The 20730-nt window shown below is 45.4% G+C and carries 8 protein-coding genes; 4 read left to right on the top strand and 4 right to left on the bottom strand.

Going from position 1 to position 20730, the window contains the following annotated elements:
• Positions 1–4: 4 nt before the first annotated feature.
• From ACFGVS_RS28180 to ACFGVS_RS28170, 3 genes are all read right to left on the bottom strand, one after another.
• Positions 5–3049: a SusC/RagA family TonB-linked outer membrane protein gene (locus ACFGVS_RS28180; RefSeq protein ID WP_439696496.1), complete on the bottom strand. Its 3045-nt coding sequence runs from the start codon at positions 3047–3049 to the stop codon at positions 5–7.
• Between the two features lie 310 nt (positions 3050–3359).
• Positions 3360–7487, bottom strand: a complete 4128-nt coding sequence (locus ACFGVS_RS28175; protein WP_439696495.1) for a two-component regulator propeller domain-containing protein — start codon at positions 7485–7487, stop codon at positions 3360–3362.
• Positions 7488–7735: 248 nt separating this feature from the next.
• Complete coding sequence (locus ACFGVS_RS28170) at positions 7736–14671, bottom strand: cellulose binding domain-containing protein (protein WP_439696494.1); 6936 nt, start codon at positions 14669–14671, stop codon at positions 7736–7738.
• A 1005-nt stretch (positions 14672–15676) separates the two neighbouring features.
• On the opposite strand from ACFGVS_RS28170, the gene ACFGVS_RS28165 reads away from it, so the two are divergent.
• The 4 genes from ACFGVS_RS28165 (at position 15677) to ACFGVS_RS28150 (ending at position 17877) form a co-directional block, all read left to right on the top strand.
• Complete coding sequence (locus tag ACFGVS_RS28165; protein WP_090648125.1) at positions 15677–16000, top strand: ArsR/SmtB family transcription factor; 324 nt, start codon at positions 15677–15679, stop codon at positions 15998–16000.
• Between the two features lie 18 nt (positions 16001–16018).
• Entirely contained in the window at positions 16019–16441 is a 423-nt protein-coding gene (locus tag ACFGVS_RS28160; RefSeq protein ID WP_439696493.1) for an SRPBCC family protein, read from the top strand.
• Positions 16442–16778: 337 nt separating this feature from the next.
• Positions 16779–17351, top strand: a complete 573-nt coding sequence (locus tag ACFGVS_RS28155) for a Crp/Fnr family transcriptional regulator (RefSeq protein ID WP_439696492.1) — start codon at positions 16779–16781, stop codon at positions 17349–17351.
• An 85-nt stretch (positions 17352–17436) separates the two neighbouring features.
• A complete protein-coding gene (locus ACFGVS_RS28150) occupies positions 17437–17877 on the top strand; it encodes a carboxymuconolactone decarboxylase family protein (RefSeq protein ID WP_439696491.1) in 441 nt (146 codons plus the stop codon).
• A 136-nt stretch (positions 17878–18013) separates the two neighbouring features.
• Here the strand turns inward: ACFGVS_RS28150 and ACFGVS_RS28145 are convergent, their stop codons facing one another.
• Positions 18014–20587, bottom strand: a complete 2574-nt coding sequence (locus ACFGVS_RS28145; RefSeq protein ID WP_439696490.1) for a phosphoenolpyruvate carboxylase — start codon at positions 20585–20587, stop codon at positions 18014–18016.
• Positions 20588–20730 lie beyond the last annotated feature (143 nt).

Below are 20730 nucleotides of genomic sequence, written 5' to 3'. Positions count from 1 at the left end.
GCTTTTAAAAATTTAAGTTTATACCCAGCCTTGCAGTTCCCGAAACAGGATACGTGCGGAAGTCGTCGCCGATGGTTGATACTCCGTAAGCGTTGGATACCTCGGGCGAAAACCCTTTGTATTTTGTGATATAAAAAGGATTGGTTGCATTAACGTATATCCGCAGGCTTGAAATGCCCAGCTTGCTTACTACCGCTTTACCAAAAGTATACCCTAATTCCATGTACCGCGCTTTAATGTAAGTACCATCGAAAATGTTGAAATCAGACGATTGTGTTGTTGAAGTATTTACGGCATAACGGGGAATGCTGGTATTGGTATGTGTCGGGGTCCAGGAGTCAAGCCACTCTACATTAAGGTTAGAAAGGCCCGAGCTTACAAACTGGTTACGCGAATCGTTATAAATCTTCCCGCCAAAGCTACCCATCATATCAATGGCGATATCAAACCCTTTGTAGGCAGCTGTTATTGAAATACCGCCAACAAATTTTGCATAGGGCGAGCCGATATCTGTTTTGTCGTTGCCATCAATAAAGCCATCGCCATTGATATCTTTAAATAGCAGGTCGCCCGGTTTAAGGCCCGACCAGTATTGTTTGCCGGCGACACCACTTTTGGTAGCCGCATCAGCATTTAACTGATCAATTTGCGCCTGGCTTTGAACTATCCCTGCCGATTTATATCCGTAAAAATCGCCAATTGGAAAACCCTGTTTAGATATGTGGGTAGATGGCACCATAAAATCTGAAGCGTAAGATGTTAACCCTTTAAAATCAAGAATTTTATTTTTGTTGGCGCTTCCGGTAACTGTTACACCATATTTAAACTGTCCAACCCTGTCGTTCCAGCTTGCCTGGAACTCAAAGCCGCTGTTGCGTACTGTTCCGGCATTTGAGTAAGCAGCGCTTGTTCCTGTAGAACCGCCGGGGATGGGTAACACCAGGAGCAGGTTTTTGGTATCGCGCCTGTAGTAATCGGCTTCAATCCGCAGGCGGTCGTTAAGCGTGGTAAACTCCAAACCAAGATCGGATTGTTGTGAAACTTCCCAGGTAATATCGCGGTTGGCAGCGGCAATTATGGTTGCCATTGGATAAAATACCCCGTTAAAAACGCCATCGTAAGTTGTTTCCTGGTTAAGTGTGCTATAGGTTTGATAGTTGGCAATTTTATTGCTTCCTGTTTGCCCCCAGCTGCCGCGGAGTTTAAGATTACTGATCCAGGTTACATTTTCCATGAATTTTTCCTGGGATACCCGCCAGCCCAATGCTACCGAAGGGAAATATCCCCATCTGTTGCCATCAGCAAATTTTGAAGAACCATCACTCCTGAATGAAGCCGTTAGCAGGTAACGGTCCATGAAGCTATAATTTGCCCTGAAAAGATAGGACAGAATTGATTCGCTGGAAGGCAATGCACCTAATGAATTGATGCTGGTGGTTGGATACACCTGAATGTAGCGGTAATTGGGGTCGGTTGTGGTTAGCGGTCCGCTGGCGGTTACATCAACCCCGCCGTAATTGGTATTTTGCGCTGTGTAGCCACCCAACAAATTAATATGGTGTTTGCCAATTTGCTTGTTGTAAGTAAGGGTATTTTCCCATAACCACGATGACACGGTTGTATACCCGTTTTCGATAGTGGTTTGGTTTGACTGATTTGCCCCCAAATTGTAAGATGGCGTATACTTGTTTATTTTGTTTTGTGTATAATCTACCCCGTAACTGCTGCGGAATACCAGGCCATCAAGCAAATTGTAGTTCAGGTAACCGTTGCCTACAAATTGCAAGGGATGTACTTTATTATCTTTATGATAATACAACTCGGCAAAAGGGTTTACAATATCAATATCCTGTCCTTTTGAAAAAGACCCGTCGCGGTTATAAACCGGTAACAATGGCGAGATGCGGGAAATAGAGTTTATTCCGCGGCCGGTGTTTGAAACACCATCGCCATTATAGTTGCTGCTGGCCAGTGAAAGGTTGTGCCCTATAGACAACCTGTTGCTCAATTTATACCCGTTATCGGCCCGCAGGGTAAGGCGGTTATAATCGGTGTATTTTAAAACACCTTCTTCTTTGTGGTAGCTGGCGCTGATATTATAATTTACATTTTCGTTACCGCCGCCTACCGAAAGGCCATAATCGCTCACCATTCCTTTTTGGGTTACCTCTTTAATCCAATCGGTACCGGCACCAATGGTATCCAGGTTATTATAAACCGGGGATGCGCCGGAATTGGTTTTAAACAGGTTTACCAGCTGCGCGTACTCTTTACCGTTGGCAACATCGTATTTACGTGTCAGAAACTGGAAGCCATGAGAGGTAGTAAAGTTAATGACCGGTTTACCTGTTTTGCCTTTTTTGGTAGTAACCAGGATAACACCGTTTGCGCCGCGCGAACCATAGATGGCCGTAGACGAAGCATCCTTTAATATTTCCATCGATTCTATATCTCCGGGCGCCAGGAAAGTAATGTTGGCCACCATCATACCATCAACAACATAAAGCGGGCTTGCATCACCGTTGGTACCTAAGCCCCTGATAAATACAGATGGGGCCGTGCCCGGGCCGCCCTGGTTTAGTATTTGTACGCCTGGCGCCTTGCCTTGTAAAGCTTCGGCAGCATTGCTACCGCCAATTTTGGTAATATCGGCCGCCTTAATGCTTGTTACCGAGCCTGTAAGGTCTGATTTACGCTGAACGCCGTACCCTACCACAACCACTTCATCAAGGGTTTTACCGGCCGACGCCATTTTAACTACCATAGGGCCGCTAAAATCGGCCGCCATATTAACGGCGGCATAACCCATGCTCTGGAACCTTAAAATTGCCTTTTGGGGTACGCTGATAGTAAATTTGCCATCGGCATCGGTAGCAACACCGTTTGCTGTGCCAGTAACCATTACCGATACGCCAACCAGTGGGGTTCCGTTCCCGGCGTCGACAACTTTACCAGAAACCAGCTTGTCCTGGGCGCTGGCAAGCGCGGTAAAAAAACACAAAAAAATGATGGTTAGCAGCCATCGGATACGGAAAGTAAAATCTCTCATAATTTTGGATTTAAAAGTTTAAATAATTGGATTTCGGTCCGGCCAAATTGGGTGCTGACAGGATTTCGAGTGCTAATCTCGATTGAAAACCGATCTTTTGGAGGCGGCTAAACGGCCAAACAACGGCGGTAGATTTGCATATTTAAGCTCAAAAAGGGCTATAAAACGCCAATTAAAGCAATTGGCCGGATTGCCGCCGTTTTACCGGGCGCGGCAAAAAACATTTTAAATAAAAACCCGGCCAGGAAGCAGTTCCTAAACCGGGTTAGATTGAAATACAGGCGCTTTGTACATTGGGCCGCCTGCCAGCCTACCTCGTATTTTCGGGCGCCATTCCGGCGCCCAGGTTGTAACTTTTAACAAAGGTTTTCCGGTATTTGCGGATAAAATCTGACGGATTCATTTCAAAAAGCTTGCAAAATTGTTCCCTGAAATACCTTACATCCTGGAAACCAATTTTGTAGGCCACCTCTTTAATTTGCAAATCGCTTTGGATCATCAGTTCGGCAGCTTTCCTGAGCTTGATATGCCTGATAAATTCGGAAATATTTAAACCAGATATCGCCTTTACCTTCCGGAACAAATTAGACCTGCTCATTCCCATTTCCCTGGTGAACACGGATACCGAAAAGTTTTCATCATCCAAATGTTTTTCGATCAAAGAAATACACTTTGTTAAAAAATAGCTGTATTCCTCCGGAATTTTCAGGTTGTTACTCTTCAACGTCACTTCGTTCAGGAAAAACTGCTTAAGTGTATTCCTGCCTTTTAAAATACTCTTAATACGGGCTACCAGCAGGTCGTTTTCAAAGGGCTTAGTGATATAATCATCAGCACCGCATTCAACACCCTTTAACTTTATTTCGGGCGAAGAGCTGCCGGTTAAAAGGATTACCGGGATATGGCTAAACGAGGGTGAGTCTTTTAATTTAGAACAAAACTCAATCCCGCTGAATTCCTTGATTACCACATCGCAAACAATGATGTCAGGATCTGCCTGCATTACAATCTCAAGTCCCTCAACAGTATCTTTTGCTTCATAAACGTTGTAGGAATCTTTAAGCAGCTTGCGAAGGTACTGGCGGATATCGCCGTCATCATCAATAATCAGTACCGATGGCTTGTCCTTTACAATGCTTTCCATCAATTCGCTTACATGATCTGGTTTTTCCGGCTCTTTTAGCAGTCCGGGTTCATGATCTATGATGGCTTCGTTCAGGATCTCAAACGCCGATGAATGAAAAACCGGTTTAGTCACCTCGAGGGGTTTTGTTATCGCATCTGCCCCTGGCAACTCAATTTTGAAAACTGTTCCATCCCCCGGCGTGCTGGTGTATGATAAATGGCCGTTATGAATATCAACATATTTTTTGGCAAGGAATAAACCGATACCAAATCCGCTTTGGTTGGCCCTGTCCGTTGCTTCCTCGCGGTAAAACTTTTCAAAAAGGCGGTCGCCTGTTTCTGCAGAAATTCCGTGCCCGCTGTCACGTACCTCTATTTCAACCTTATCATTTACCTCCCGGATATACATGGCCACGTTACCATGATCGGGCGTGAATTTCAGGGCGTTGGAAAGTAAGTTAAATAACACAATCTCAATTTTTTCCCTGTCGATGCAGGCCAGTATCTCCTGGTCTATATGCAATTGATAATCAAGATGCTTTGCCTTAGCCTGGTTGTTAAAGCACGAAAAGACCTCGCGGGCAATGTCCGACAGGCTTACCCATTCTTTTTTCAATTCGGTTAGTTCATTATCTGTCGACCGGAAAAGCAGCAACCGGTCTACAAGGCCCAGCAGCCTCCTGGCATTCCGGTATACCGAACTCAGGTCTATCAAGTCGATGTTTTTGCCGTTATTTTGTAGTAATTCCTTTATCGGGTTGGCAATAAGTGTGAGCGGGGTGCGGAATTCGTGCGAAATATTGGTAAAAAAAGCTATCTTCTTTTCATTAAGCTCCTTTTCCTGTTCTACCTTCAGGTTGGCCAGTTTAACTTCATAGTGCAGCTGGTTTTCCTTTTTGTGGTAATAAATGTACCCGTAAACCGATGCGGATATCATACCCATATAAAGCAAATAAGCCCACCAGCTCCTGAACCATGGCGGCAGTACGGTAATGGATACTATTTTTTCTTTTGTATTCCATACCCCATAGCCGTTGGTGGCTTTAATATGCAGGGTGTAATTGCCTTCGCTTAATCTTGAATAATTTAAAACCCGCGCGTTATTAACGTAGTTCCAACTTTTATCCCAGCCTTGCAGGTAATAGGCATACTGTATTTTTTCGGGAAGCGAATACTCCAGGGCCACATACTCCATAGAAAGTACGGCTTTATCATACGGTAACTGTATTTTATCGATATCGTAAATATTAACCGCGTTTTTTATATAGGCATTATTGGCGTTAACGTTTTCATTTTCAATATTAACCTGCGTTATCAGCAAATCCGGAAAGTTGTAAAAACGCCTGATGCTATCCGGGTGAAAAATATTAAACCCTTTTATCCCGCCAAAAAGCAACTCGCCCGACGCCAATTTTCCGGATGCATTAAAATAAAACTGGCTGGATTGCAGCCCGTCTGACCCATAGTAATTTTCGAATTTTTTTGTCGCGAGCTTTAATTTTGATAAGCCGTTGAAGGTGCTCATCCATATATTTCCCTTTGCATCGTTTTCGATGTTTAATATCGTGTTGTTGGGCAGCCCGTTGTTTTCATTATAAAAGGCTATTTTCCCGGTAGCCAGTTCATATGTCATTAAACCTTTGCCGTGGGTACCAATAAATAAGGTGCCATGGGCAACAAGCAAACTGCGTACTGCAATATTTGACTGTATTACCACCGACTGCCCGGTTTGTTTATTAACCCGCACCAGGTTTTTAAAACTGCCCAGCCACAAATTGCCCTCACCGTCATCGGTCATCGACAGCACGTCGTCTTTAACATCAAAACCTGCCGAAACAAATTCTCCGGCTGCCTTATCAAAATAAAAAAGCCTTTCGCGCTCAACCCCTGCTTTTTCGCCCCTTAAAAGCGTAGCCCAAATTTTGTCGCCGGCATCCTGGTAAATTTTCCAAACGGATTTCCTGCTGTTCGCACTTTTTTGAAACGGTACGTTTTTAAACAAATGAGCGCCCGGATCATAAATATCAACCCCGCCCCCAAATGTGGCTACCCATACCTGGTTTTGTTTATCTTTAATAATTGATGAAACCCGGTTACTGCTTAGCGATCTCGGATTATTATCATCGTGCTGGAAGGTAGTGAATGTATTTTTGCCCCTGTTCCATACACTAATACCCGAACCATCTGTGCCAATCCAGATGTTATGGCCTGCATCCTCACCAAACGAAAATGTAAAATTAGATACCAGGCTGTTTTTATTATAAGGCTGATGAACAACGGTTATGAACTGGTTTTTCTTTGGGTCGATAACACTAATCCCTCCCCTTAACGTGCCAATCCATTTACGGCTTTGGTTATCCTCGTAAAGGGAATAAACCGAGTTACTTGAAAGCGTGCCGGCATCCTGCTGCTGGATAAGGGTGCACTGGCCCCCGCCAAATACGTTTACAGTGCCCACACCCAAACCATCAGTTGCCAGCCATAGGCTTTTAGATTTATCAAAGTAAAAATCAAATACTTTGATATTATCAAGCGCCTTGTTACCAAAAACCTGGTGCTTAAGCTGGCTGGTTGCAGTATTAAAAGAAAACATGCCCCCGTTTGTGCTTATCCAAAGGTTACCATCGGGCCCTTGCTTCATGCGGTTAGCCAGCGGAAGCGGGCCGCTAACCGGCGCCACTATATTTTTGCCGGGTAAAAACCTGCATAAACCAATATTATCAACAACCAGCCAAATACTGCGGTCGTTAAGGATTGCAAGCGCGGTTACAGTGTATTTCCATTGCTGTTTTTTTTCGGCATTTAACAAGGGTACCTCAACAGCAAAAGCCGCATTTTTATAATAGATCATTAAACCGGCATCTGTTGCCCCGATCATCATATTGCCCGACAAATCCTTTTTCAACACGTTAATCACTTTATCAACCGGCATGGGTGCCAAAGTGCCCGCCGGGCCGGATTTGTAGGTTATCTGCGAAAAATGAAGCGTTTTACTATCTAATATTCCGATGCCCAAACGCGTGCCAACCCAAATCTGGTCCAGCTGGTCCTGCTCCAGGGCGGTGATGGTGTTTTCGGGCAAACTTGCCGGGTCATTTATTTTGTTCCTGAATTTTTTAAAGGTATAGCCGTCAAACCTGTTAAGGCCGTCGAGGGTACCAAACCACATAAACCCAAATTTATCTTTAAAAATGGTGGTTACGGTATTGTTTGACAGGCCCTGCTCAATCCCCAGGTACGACATGGGAAGCGGGGCCGAATCTGCATTATACTTTAACAGTAAAAACGCGGTTATAAAAAGCAATTTCTTCATAAAATGCTGCAGGCTATGGTGCTATTTTTAGCGACAGAATTTACCTGTTTAAGGCGATTTATTAATGGTGTACTAATTTAGCAATTATTAAATTTTTTATCTCCAATAAATGATTGTTTTTTTAACACTTATTTTATCTGCCCGTTATCTGTCTTAAAGCAAAAATGGGGCGCAAACATGCACCCCATCCGGGTTAATACCTTATTTTCATGTAACGCCGCATAAATCGCCAGTAGTCATTATCAAAATCAGTTGATAATGATTTTTACGGCGTACTGGTTATTTAGTTGCAAGATATAATTACCTGAAGGTATGTTTGTATTCAATTGTACGGGCAATATGTTCCCGGATTTTGTTGCAGATTTTTTGTATACCACCTTACCATAAAAATCGGTGATGGTAAGCTGCACATTACCATCCGGAATAATTGGCGTTGTACGTACGGTGAAATGTCCGTTTACCACCGGGTTTGGATAGGTTACAAAACCGGGATTCTCCGTAACCGGCTTTTGGAATTCCATAGCATTATTCCCGGCCAAACTCAGGGCAAATGATGCCGGCTGGTAATTGCCCGGCTCGGTTCCGTATATCAAGCTGCCTTTATAGTAAACGCAAACGTGGTTATTGGCGCTCATTGCGCCTGTTTGGTACGAGTAATCATTAGCCTGGTTAAGCGCCGACCAATCTGTCTTTGCTATCCGGTACTGGATATTTCCCGAACTGGTGAGCGGGTACAGCTGCCCGGCCGTTGAATCTATCTTCAGTTCCAGTTCCGAATCGGCGGTGCTATAGGATGGGCTGAGGCCATAAAACTGTCCGCTGATCTTTGTGGCGCCCAGTTTAGCATAATCGATAAAATAGTTAAGGCCGGCGTTAGAATCCTTTGTGAAAAAATAGCGGACCTTAATATCCTTGTAGCTTAAGGCTGTGTTGCCGGTATTATCAATCCTTAAATAAGTACTTATGGTGCTGCTGCCTGCTGCTATACTTTGTGTAAAAACGGTAACGGCTGTTGAAGGCTGAATGAGCGAAGGTTCGGTGCCCCAAATTAAAACATTGTTTCGGTACAGGGTAAACTTGCTATTCTCGGCATAAGCTGTGCCCGGCTGATATGAATAATCATTACTTTCATCAAATAACGACCAATCTGAATTGGCCACCCGTGTTTGGATAGCCCCGGTATTGGTTTGCGGTGAAAGCATAGCCGTACCATTATCAAACGAATATTCAATATACCCAAAAGCGTTATTCCTTGGCTGGGTAAGTGGAACATACCGGCCCTTAATTTTGCTGGCACCCATTTGCGCGTAATCCACGTAAAAATTTATTCCCGCGTAATTTTCGGCGGTTATCCAGTACCGGGCGGTTAGCTCGCTGTAAGCTACGCCAAGGCTATCTGTGCTGGCTATCATCAAATAAGGCTTGATGGTGTTATTTGTTAGTTGTCCGTTTTCGCCGTCTTTATATAATACTTTTAATTGAACAGGCAATACCTTAAACTGCTGACTTACCGCGGCCGAATCATATTGAAAATTACCCTGCTGCATGGCGGTAATAGTAACAGTACCAGGCCCCACAAGGTGTACAAGCCCATTGTTAACAGCAGCCACCCCAGGATTTGAGCTGATAAAAGTAACCGGAAGCGAAGAGGTGGATGATGCTGTTACGGTAAAATCAGCGTCGCCAAGGCGCTTAACACTGATTGGATTAAAAGTGATTTGCTGCGTTTTTTTACTGACGATTAACGTTTGGGAAACCGGTACAGCCGGACGGAAAAGATCAAAACCAGCCTGGGAAGCCGTTATGCTGACAGTATCGGCCTTGATGATATGTAACTTTCCGTTAACTACCGAAACTACCGAAGTATCAGAACTGGTATACAAAACCGGCAGGCCGGAAGAAGCCGTGGCGGCAGGGTCAAAATCCGCATCGCCAACAAATTTGACCGGCATGGCAGCAAAGGTAATGGACTGGTCTTTTCCGGTTAAACCGGCTATTTCGGCTGTACTTAATGCGCGGCCGTAAATCCTGAAATCGTCAATAGCCCCTTTAAACATCGGGTCGTTAAACTGCGATTTGCCCAGGTAGTTCTGGGTTGTATTGCCCAGGTCGGCGGGTTTGATGGTGATTGTGGTACTTGTTGCCACAAGCGCGCCGTTAATGAACATACTAAGCGTGTTGCCGGATTGCGTAACGGCAAGGTGTGTCCAGGTATTTAACGGGAAAGTATAGTTATACCTCAGGTTCAATTCGGCCGGTGCGCCGTTTTTTATACCGTACCCCACAATTGATTTGCCACCGGTAACGCCTGTTTGCACGGTTAAAAACATATAATTAGTGGTGCTTGAACCAAAGTCAAATACCCGCATCCAGTTTGAAAGGGCATCCATTTTTACCCATGCCGCTATAGTAAAGTTGTTCAGGGTACTTACAAACCCCGCAGGCAGCGTAGCGTAGGCGGTTGAAGTACCATTTAAATAAAGCGACTGATCAATATAACCGGCCTGTCTTACTGCCGCAGTTGCCATACTGCCATGCACGGCGCTCCAGGAATCGAGGATTTTGGTTCCGCCGGCTTCATTAAACCTGTAATAATGAACCTGGCCAACATTTGGGGTAGAAACAGCTACCGCGCTGTTAGGATTATCGGCATTATTGATAACGGCCGAAACCACGTAATAATAAGTGGCGCCGTTAACCACAGTAGTATCGGCAAACCTATTTGTTGCTACATTGGCTATTATCGTAAATGGACCCGCCTGGCTGGCAGAACGTTTTACATTATAAGCCGCGCCATTCAGGGCATCCCATTCAAGAATTGTTTTTTTATCGCCGCTTGCCACATTAAGCCCGTCGACAACATTGCTTTTAATAACAAAAGTGATAATAGCAGTAGCGGTTAAAGTATCATTAGAGGCACTTACCGATACCGGGAAAGTGCCAACTTGTACCGGCGTTCCTGAAATAATTCCTGTAGTGGTATTTATAGCCAAACCGGGAGGCAAGCCGGTTGCATTAAAGCTTTTGGGCGAATTTATTGCCGTAACCTGGTAACTAAAAGCAGACCCTACGATGGCCTTAGCCGAATCGGCGCTGGTTAGTAGCGGTGGTGTTGTGCGGTTATCCCTTAAAATTACATCATTGCCGGTACCGCCCTTGTAACTGATGCGAAAATTGGTACCGTTAATGTTGACCATCGACAATTCAGGCAGATTTTTAAAAGTACCGGAAACCGCAGCAGTACCGGTATTATTTATAATGGTAAAAATTGCGCCTTTTGGTACCGAATCGGCCGACAGGCTTTGAATGGATAACAAAGGAGCGTTCAGCGTAACAGAGCCTGCTTTCACCTGGTCGGCACTATCTTTTGCTACTTTAATTTCAGCTTTTAGGGTAGCATCAGCATTCATGGTTAATAGTCCTGTCACCGTCATTGTGCCAATGGCGTTACTACCCGGCGACAAAAACGATCCTGTACCGCTGCCCGAACCTACGGTGAGCGCCGCGGCGCAAGTGCCTATACCACCAACGGTACCGGCATTTACCAATACCGGGCTGGTTACCTGCCCAACGCTATCAATAAGAAAGGCGCCCGCATTTACAGTTGTACCACCGGTATAATTATTAGTACCGGTAAACCGCAAAGTGCCCGTTCCCTCTTTAATAATGGCAATTGCGCCGGATATAATGCCGCCGAATGTGGTGTTTTTATTTAAAGCCCCGATACTGATAACCGGGCTGCCATTGTCTCTTCTCATCTGCCCGTTTCCTGATAATGCGCCAAATTGAAGTACCCCGGTAAAGGTAAACCCATGGGCATCGGTAAAGCCACTGTTTAACACCCAGCTGGCTTTTGCGCTCCCGGATGTGGGCGTGTTGAAACGGATGCGCGAATTGGAGCTCCTGTTTATCGAGATGAAAGTCCCTTCAAAACCGGTGTTATCCCCGTTTAATTGCAAACCCTGGGTGTTATTGCCATCATGTTCAAGGGTTCCCTTGCCAAGCAACCGGCCGGCAAGCGCAAGGCCTCCCCCATCAATATACATGTAGCTTTTTACCGAATCTTTAACAATTACATCGTTGAAGATAGTGCCGAAGCCATTATTCATCAGTGCCCCACCGTTTAGGATAATCTTACCTGTTCCGGCGGCCCCGGATAGCGGAGCCCCTATTGTACCGGTTCCTGTACCTCCAAGCTGCAGTGCAAAGTTTGGCGGCCACCCGCCGGATCCCCCGCCATTTACAATGGTATTTCCTGAATAGGTGTTAAGCGCCTTGAGTACAACCGTGCCCGATCCGCTTTTTACAATTCCGCCGCTGCCGCTTATCACCCCGCCCAGGGTTAATGCTCCTGCATTGGTGATAACCGACACCGGCCTTGTTATAACCACCGGTAAATTAATAACCTGCCCATTGGCCGAGTAGTTATAAATATCGTTGCCCACGGTTACACCGTTACCGGCAAAGGTATATGCCGCGGCATTGCTGTTAAATATCAGCCTGGGTATTTCCAGGCCATTAATATCGTTGTTCAGCGCAGTTACCGATGAACTATTGAAAGTTAAAAGCGCGGGAGAAACAGGCGCCGTGGTGCTTTCCCAGTTGGCAGGGTTTGTCCAGTTGGCGTCGGCTGCCGTTGCGCTCCAGGTGTTTGATGATGCTCCCGGCACACCAAGCACCTCGGCCGAGTTGCCACTTTCAAGGCTCGACCCCTTCGAGGCAACCACATAATAATAGTATCCGCCGTTGCTTACATTTTGATCTGTATAAGTAGTATCTGTCACTCCGCTTGCTATTACTGTATACGGGCCGCCGCTGATTGCCGCACGTTTTATGGTGTAAGTAGCCGCGCCGGTAGCCGTATGCCAGCTAAGGCTGATTTTTGAATCAAGATTAGCGGCATTTAACGATGTAACCAGGGAAGGAGGCAACAGGATACCCGCCTCGTTGGAGTTTGAACTTTCCAACGCACCTGCGCTGGCGGTAACCACATAATAGTTAGGCCCCGGGTAGGGATTGGCATCTGTATAAGCAGTTGATACTACATTTGATACGATTACAGAATACGGCCCGCCCGAAGTTAGCGAACGCTTAACGGTATAGCTGGTAGTATTTGGCGATGCAACCCATGAAAGGCTAACGCTGTTGTCATTTTGTTTAATAAGTGCAAGCGATGCCGGCGCCGCAGGGGCAACGTTGTTCCTGACGGTAATGATAAGCAAATCGGATCCGGTGCCGTTAGCGTTGGCTGCTTTCACCGTTACCACATATTTACCAGGCGTAGTTGGCGAACCGGAAATAACCCCTGTTGCTGGATTGACTGACAGCCCGGGCGGCAATCCATCGGCCTGGAATGAGGTTGATGAAGGCGATGTAAGCACAGTAAATGAATAGGGCGAATTTACAGTAGCTGTATCTGCGTTTGCACTGGTTATCACCGGCGCCCCGGCAGGAATGGTATTGGTAATGCCAACATCCGTAAAGGTGGACGAATTTAATGCCGACGCGTTGTGCGAAGTAACGCATAACCCAATGTAAGCTGTGGCCGATATTGGTGTTTCTACAGTGGAGATGCAGGTCCAGTTTATACTGTCTTCTGAATGGTATGCATAAATCCTGGTGCCCAACCGTTCCAGTTTCAGCCAGTAAGGCGCACCCGCAATGCCATGGCTCTGGTAGCCGGCCGGCGGATTATTCCATGATACATTGGTTTTATTCCAGGCAGTAGCGCCACGCCAGGAAGCATCCGCCTCGCCCGATTTTTTGATGAACAACCCCACATATTTAGCGTTTTCGGCAAGCGACTCGCGGAACATAACCCCGGCTTTCGCATCGGGGCTGGTATTATCTATGGCAGTTACCCGCGTAATGATAGCTGCATCGCCGGTTATTTGTTTAAATGCAAAATGGAAAGCGTCCGGAGCCGTAAGCGGTGGCACCGGTATATCGGCCCCGGCGCCTTTTATGGTCCATGTGCCGTTGCTATTGCCCGCGCTTCCGGCCAACCCCACATTGCCTACATCAATATCAGCAAGGCCTGCAACGCCCGCAAAAGTAGGGTGGGTAATTGGAGCGGGTATTGTTGCTGTAGAATTATCGGCCGTTTTAAGAAACAAAAATGATTCAACCCCTTCTCCTATCAGGCTATCGAGTTTCAGGGTATAGGGTGCCGGCAGGCCTTTGCGTAACGTATAGGCGCCCCGGATAATATTATAAAAATTCATTTTGCGCCTGGCACCCCGGGGGCCACCAAAGCCACCTCCCCAAAACGCGTATGCGCCCCCAAACTTAATGTAAGGAATATCGGTAGTTTCTGCCTGGTATTGCGAATACAGTTCGCTTGCGGTAAGCAAACGGTTATCCAATTCGCCAAATAAATCTATCCCCTGCTTCCAGGCTACTTCCGCATTCCACCCAAGGGCCTGCAGCTGGCCAGCCCAGTGCCCTTCGTCCCTGCCGCTGTCTCCTACCTCGCCATTACTCAAGCTGTTGGATAATCCCCCGGCGGCATCTTTACGCAGGTCGGCTATAGCCTGGTTCCATTTTGTGACGTCATCCAAAAAAACAGCTATAGCCAGCGCCGCCTTAAGCTGAATAGCGCCCTGGTTTGCCCCCCTCACCGGGTTTGGTACATCTACCTGCGGCCAAAGCACGTTGTTAAAGTAATTATTAACATTTGTGGTGTTTGCAGCCGTCCATCCAGGGTAGGTAGATTTAAGGATATCCGCGGCAGTAACATACCGTTCGGCGTAATCACCCAGGTCAAGGAAAGTTTCGTCGCCCGTCCACTTGGTGTTTGTTACCGCCCAGGCATTCAGTATATCGGTGGCTTTTTGCGCGTAGGCTGTATTATTGGTAAATACATACATAAATGTCAGGTTAAAAACAGCCTGCATATCGTTTTTAAACTGTGTATTGTTAATATCAGGCGCCCTGCCCACAATAGCGAAGGGGCCCTGCATGCCGTATGTCAACTGCGATTTGGCATCCGCGGCAAACGCAGTATAAGCAGTTTTCCAGGGCTCTACAGCAATATTTGCTTTCAGTTGTGCCAAATCGTAATTGGTAAAAGGGATGCCGGGATGGACAAAGGTTTGCCCGCATGCCTGCTTTGGTGCGGCAATGATAACCGGCAGCACCCACAAAAAAATTAACTTAAACAGTTTTGGTAGTTGTACTTTCATAATATAGGTTTTAAATAGGCTTCAGTAAAAAAGGCATAACAGGCATGGGCAGCAAACTTCAATCAGCAGTATAATCGCCCGTCTGCCAGGTAGGTTTCCGCTGAAATAAAACAGAGACCCATGGTTCAGATAAGCATACCGGAAATTAAAATCCGCTTAAAAAATTAATTAATTGGTTATTATATCGTACAGACATTGGCTGCCCTACATCAAATCAACAGGCATCAACAAAGCAAATGTCAGTGTTTTACAAATCTTTTAGCAGCTGCATAATGGCCAGATACAGGTGGCAAAATGTATTTAAAGCAATTGCAATAAAGCATTATTAGCGTTGAAGTATCTCCCCTATCGGCTGCTGTAAGTACAGACAACCGTAAAAGATATATATACTCACCCCGGATATAAATTATTTACAAACCAGGTTATAAATGTAATGCGGATGTTAATGACAACGTAGATGCCTTGGTTATCGAACGGTGGTTCGCGAAGCGATAAAACACGGCTTACCACGAATCTTCTTAAAAAAAAGACCCTCATTGCTTGATACCCACCATCATGTATTGAAATTTACATAAACATTCGCTGAACGCTGGCTACGACTCACCCGGTCGAGGCTACGCCCGACCACCCTCTCTTCGGCTTCGCCGGAAAGAGGGTTTTAAAGTTAACTATTTAACAATGTGCCATTTACCTAAATTTACATTTCCCAAACCCTCTTTGCGGCGCAGCCGGAGAGAGGGTCGGCCAGCGCAGCGTAGCCGGGGTGAGTCGTAGCCACTATGCGATGACACATGGATAGTTGCTTGATTAGAAGTATCAAAACATTATAAACATATTTAGAGTTTATAAGGCTTAAAAAACTCAAACAAAACCTCAACAAACGCTCCGAGCGTTGCCAAGACAAAAGACTTCCACCCCAAACTAAAAATGAAAACAAATTTTGCGTAACCATTTGGTTTCATATATATTTGTAACCAAATGGTTTCATATAGTCATTTTAAACATATGCACCGAGATGTTTTTAAAGCCATTGCCGATCCTACCCGCCGCGAGATCATCAACCTGATTGCCCACCAAAGCATGAACCTGAACGCCGTGGCCGATAACTTTGACATGAGCCGCCCCGCGGTATCCAAACATATCAAAATATTGACCGAATGCGGCTTACTGGTGATTAAGCAACAGGGCCGCGAACGCTATTGCAGGGCCGACCTGAAGCAATTGAAAGAAGTTACCGACTGGGCCGAACAGTACCGCCGTTTTTGGACCAATAAACTGGATGCCCTTGACGCGTTTTTAACCAACGAACAAAACACACCATCTATATAAACAAAAATTTGAAAAGCTATGAACACAGAACCTTTTGTAATTGAGCGCATTTACAAAGCCCCCATCAGCAAAGTTTGGGCGGCTATTACCGATGTTAATAAAATGGCGGAATGGTATTTTAAGCTGGCCGATTTTAAGCCCGTAGTGGGCTTTGAATTTGAATTTACCGGCGGAGACGGCACCACAGAGTTTTTACACAAGTGCAAAGTTACCGAGGTAGTTGACGGCAGCAAGCTTACCCACAGCTGGACCTACGACGGCTATGAGGGCTATTCGGAAGTAACATGGGAGTTGTTCCCCGATGGCGACGGAACCCGCCTTAAACTTACGCATGCAGGCCTGGAAACTTTCCCGGGTTTGCCATCATTCAAACGCGAAAACTTTGTGGCCGGATGGACACATATTACAGGCACATCATTGAAGGAATACCTGGAAAAATAATTGGTATTCGGATAGCTGTTTGTGAGGACAGATGCCGCATGAATGGCGGAATTTTGAAGGGAGAATGACAAGTTAAAAAACGGAAGCCATCCCGAACTTGTTTGGGGATCCCATAGGACAAGTGACCCGTATGAAGTACACTTAGCATGTGGGGTGCCGAAACAAGTTCCAGCATGACATTGGGGATTAAATCGTTGTCATTCCTCCTTCAGAATTTCGCCAAATTTTACAACTCAAGGATGACATTTCCCACTTCATACCCAGGGATTTTACGACGCGGCACAACAAGAGGAATACCCTTTTTTGCACAACCCACTCAATACCTGTATTATTGTATGTGCAATCTACCCTTACAAACCATATTAAGAAATTTGTTCAGCTTACCGCGGACGAGGAACAGCTGATTAACGCGGCGGTAACTGTAAAAACGGTTAAGAAAAAAACATTCCTGCTGCAACCGGAGCATGTTTGCAAGGAACTTTTTTTTGTAAGTAAGGGTTGTCTTCGCCTGTATTTCATCAACAAAAAACTGAATGAGCAAACTACGCTGTTTGCCATTGAAAACTGGTGGATGACCGATTTTGATAGCCTGGAAAGCGGCCGCCCATCTTCCTGCTACATCCAGGCGGTTGAGCATACCGAAGTCATCAGCATCAGCAAAAATAAGCAGGAGGAGCTATTTGAGGCAGTGCCTAAACTGGAACGTTATTTCAGAATAGTACAGCAACGCGCCTTTAGCGCAACCCAAACCCGCATTAAATATATTTATGGCATGAGCGACGAAGAACGTTACCGCCATTTCAGCAGCCTTTTCCCGGCATTTATGCAGCGCGTGCCTCAATATATGCTGGCATCGTACCTGGGCTTTACTCCGCAGTTTATGAGCAAAATACGGGCGAAAAAAGTTTAATTATTCTGAATTTTCTTAATCTTGATTCATTTTTTTGAACCTGTTTTGTCGCCACCTTTGGGGTATTAAAACAATACAACACAAAATGAAAACAAGAGTAAGTATCGGTAAAACCGACCCGGAAGCCTACAAAATATTATTAAACCTTGATCAATATATTGCCAAAGGCATAGTAAGTAAAGCCCACCGCGAGCTGATTAAGATTCGCTCGTCGCAAATCAATGGCTGTGCCTTTTGTATAGATATGCATACCAAAGAGGCCCGTAAAGCCGGCGAAACCGAGCAACGTATTTACGCCCTGAACGCCTGGCGCGAAACGCCATTTTTTACTGAAGAAGAACGGGCCATCCTTGCTTTAACCGAAGAGGTAACCCTGATACAACACCATGTATCTGATGCCACTTATGAAGCTGCCGCAAAGGTTTTGGATGAAGCGTATATAGCACAGGTAATCCTGGCTATCATCGCCATTAACGCATGGAACAGGTTTGCTATTTCAACAGGGATGGAGCCGAGCACCCTCTAAATCTCCCCTGGTAGGGGAGACTTTTATTAGCAGGCGGCTTTTTAAGACAAAACAAACCGGCGGGACTTCCATATGAAATCTCGCCGTTTTGTTTTCAAGTCTCCCCTACCGGGGGAGATTTAGAGGGGGCCGGGGCTTACGCCAAATTCCTCCCCGCGTTCACTATACCGTAAACCGTCCTAATCACCAGCTTGCGATAAATTTCTATCAGCTCTTCATCCTTGCAGTTGTTTAAGCACTGCAAGGCGTAATGCTGCATAATAACCAACGGCAATACAATTTTTTCGCGGATGGCAATTGATTTACGTTCAACCGGGTATTCTTCCATTAGTACGGTGCTGCCGGTTAGCTCCAGTAACATGGTGCGGGTAAGCACAAACTCTTCCTTCAGCATTTTCCAGAATTCGCCAAATTTTTTGTCTTTTTCCAGGTAAGCCGTAACCCTGAAATCGGATTTCGACATCGACATCATACAGTTATCAAGCATGGTTTTAAAGAAACCTGATGTTTTGTACAACTCCTGCACCTCGTGCCAGTTGCCATCATCTTTCATCTTTTTTAATGAAGTACCTACCCCATAAAAACCGGGGATACTTTGTTTAAGCTGGCTCCAGGAGGTTACAAAGCTAATGGCGCGCAAATCTTCCAGTTTCATAGGCCCGCCGCCGCCACGTTTGGTTGGCCTGCTGCTAATATTGATTTTTGACAGTAATTTAAGCGGACTGAATTTTTCAAGGTACTCTAAAAATAACGGATGTGCGCGTAGCGCCATAAAAAGCGAGTAGCTTTCGTCGGCCATTTCCGATATCAATGTTTTGTGCCTGGTACCCAACAAATCTTTACGATCGGGATGCAAGGCAGAAATAATACCGGCGTTAAGCAGTTGCTCCATATTAAACCTTGCCGTTTCAACAGAGCCGTATTGCGAGCTTACTGTTTGGCCCTGTATGGTAAGCTGAATGTGCTCATTTGCAATGTCGTTGCCCATTGAGGCATAAAAACGGTGTGTTTTACCGCCGCCACGTGCAGGCGGGCCTCCCCTGCCATCAAAAAATGCCAGGCTGATGCCGTATTTACGGGCAATAGCCGTCATTTCAACCTTAGCTTTATATATACTCCAGTTGGCCATTAAATAACCGCCATCCTTGGTGCCGTCAGAGAAGCCGAGCATAATGGTTTGCCTGTTGCCCCGTAATTTTAAATGTTCGGCGTAATATGGGTGGGTGTACAGTTGCTCCATGATCTCGCCTGCATTAGCAAGGTCGTTCACGGTTTCAAACAGCGGCATAAAGTCAACTTTCAGGCTATCTTTTTTCCATCCACTCCATAAAAACAAATCAATAAGCTGTAAAATATCAGATGCACGCTGGCAGTTACTGATAATAAAACGCTGGCAGGCCTTCTCCCCGTTGCTATGCTGAATTTGTTTTATGAGCCTGATGGTGTCCAGCGTATCGCAGGTCATGGCATCGGCATCTTCGGCACGGTGATAGTCAACCTCGTTAAAGGGCAGCTTTTTCAGCTTTTCTTTTTCGTCCAAATCGTTGTAACCTTCAACAACGCCGGTATCGGCTTGCGAGGTTACAAAATCAAATACATTGCGCAGCACACGGCTATCCTGCCTGATATCGATGGTAGCAAAATAGCAGCCAAACAAGCGTATCTTTTGAATCAGGTTTTCTACAACATCTAAAAACAGCCCGCCGTGGTCGGTTACCAGGGTGTGCTTAATGGTTTGCAGCAAATCTAACAGCTCGCCCTGCAGGTCTTTTGGGTCGGCCTGGTGTTCATTGGCATTCCTGTAAATCAGTTTTTCCAGCTTGGCCATCGGTTTTTCAACCCCACGGAAAGTTATGCGGCGTTTAAGCACCCGGTAATCGCGGTAGTAACACCTGAACAGGCGCTGCCTTAAATACCTGGCTACTTCTTTTGTGCTTTCGGTAGTTACGTTGGGGTTGCCATCCCTGTCGCCGCCCGGCCAAAAGCCCATCTCCAGCAATTGGTTGGTTGGGTCAATCTCAAATTCTTCTTCCAGTTTTGATTGGATGCCCGATACGGCATAATAAAATATGTTTTCTAAAAACCAGGTAAGGCTTATGGCTTCATCAACCGGCGTTGGCGATGTTTTATTAAAGAATGGTGTTTTGCCCAACTGTTGCAGCAACACATCAATAGTAGGGATATCGTTAACTTTTACGGCCTCAATAAGGTCTGTCATAATACCCAGTACAGTACCCGGATAAAATTGGGTTGGGTGGGCGGTAAGTACCAGCCTTAACGAAAAATCTTTAAGTTTCTCGCTTATGCTTTTGCGCGTTTCATCGCTTATGGCCGCTTGTTGTAAAAGGCTTTGCAGTGTACCGGTATCATCAAATTTGCCTATTTTATTAAATGATGAATCTTCAATGGCATCAAACAAAACCACCTGCCGTTCGATATATTGTATAAAACGGAACATGCGGTTAATTTGCTCGCGATGGTCAATATCCGGTACGTATTTTTTAAAAAAACTTTCGATAATTTCTGTAGGCGATGCGTTCATAGCGGCGCCCTTTTCGCAATGCGAGCTAAAAAAGGGCAGTAAAATTCCGGTATCCTTTACCTGGTAAAACGGCAGGGTTTGGAACAAACTGTTATACAACTCAAAACGGGTTACAACTTCGCTGTTAAAAGTTGTTTCCCTTTGACTGAGTTTTGAATTTAACGACATAGCACAAATAAATTGAAGGTTAAAATTGATGGGTAAAGGGCGAGCCACAATACCGGCGGTGAATTTAATTCATTTTTGGCAAAAAATAGATAATTACTAACAAAAAACTAATATTAATGCCATATTTACTAAAACCATGTCAA

Source organism: Mucilaginibacter sediminis, assembly GCF_051903035.1.
GTDB lineage: Bacteria > Bacteroidota > Bacteroidia > Sphingobacteriales > Sphingobacteriaceae > Mucilaginibacter.
The sequence above is the reverse complement of the archived record's forward strand: the minus strand, read 5'-3'. Positions and strand labels throughout refer to the sequence as shown.

Coding starts and splice junctions, on each gene's coding strand:
- ACFGVS_RS28145 (WP_439696490.1), bottom strand. CDS start 20,587: ATGTCGTTAAATTCAAAACTCAGTCAAAGGGAAACAACTTTTAACAGC.
- ACFGVS_RS28175 (WP_439696495.1), bottom strand. CDS start 7,487: ATGAAGAAATTGCTTTTTATAACCGCGTTTTTACTGTTAAAGTATAAT.
- ACFGVS_RS28165 (WP_090648125.1), top strand. CDS start 15,677: ATGCACCGAGATGTTTTTAAAGCCATTGCCGATCCTACCCGCCGCGAG.
- ACFGVS_RS28170 (WP_439696494.1), bottom strand. CDS start 14,671: ATGAAAGTACAACTACCAAAACTGTTTAAGTTAATTTTTTTGTGGGTG.
- ACFGVS_RS28160 (WP_439696493.1), top strand. CDS start 16,019: ATGAACACAGAACCTTTTGTAATTGAGCGCATTTACAAAGCCCCCATC.
- ACFGVS_RS28150 (WP_439696491.1), top strand. CDS start 17,437: ATGAAAACAAGAGTAAGTATCGGTAAAACCGACCCGGAAGCCTACAAA.
- ACFGVS_RS28180 (WP_439696496.1), bottom strand. CDS start 3,049: ATGAGAGATTTTACTTTCCGTATCCGATGGCTGCTAACCATCATTTTT.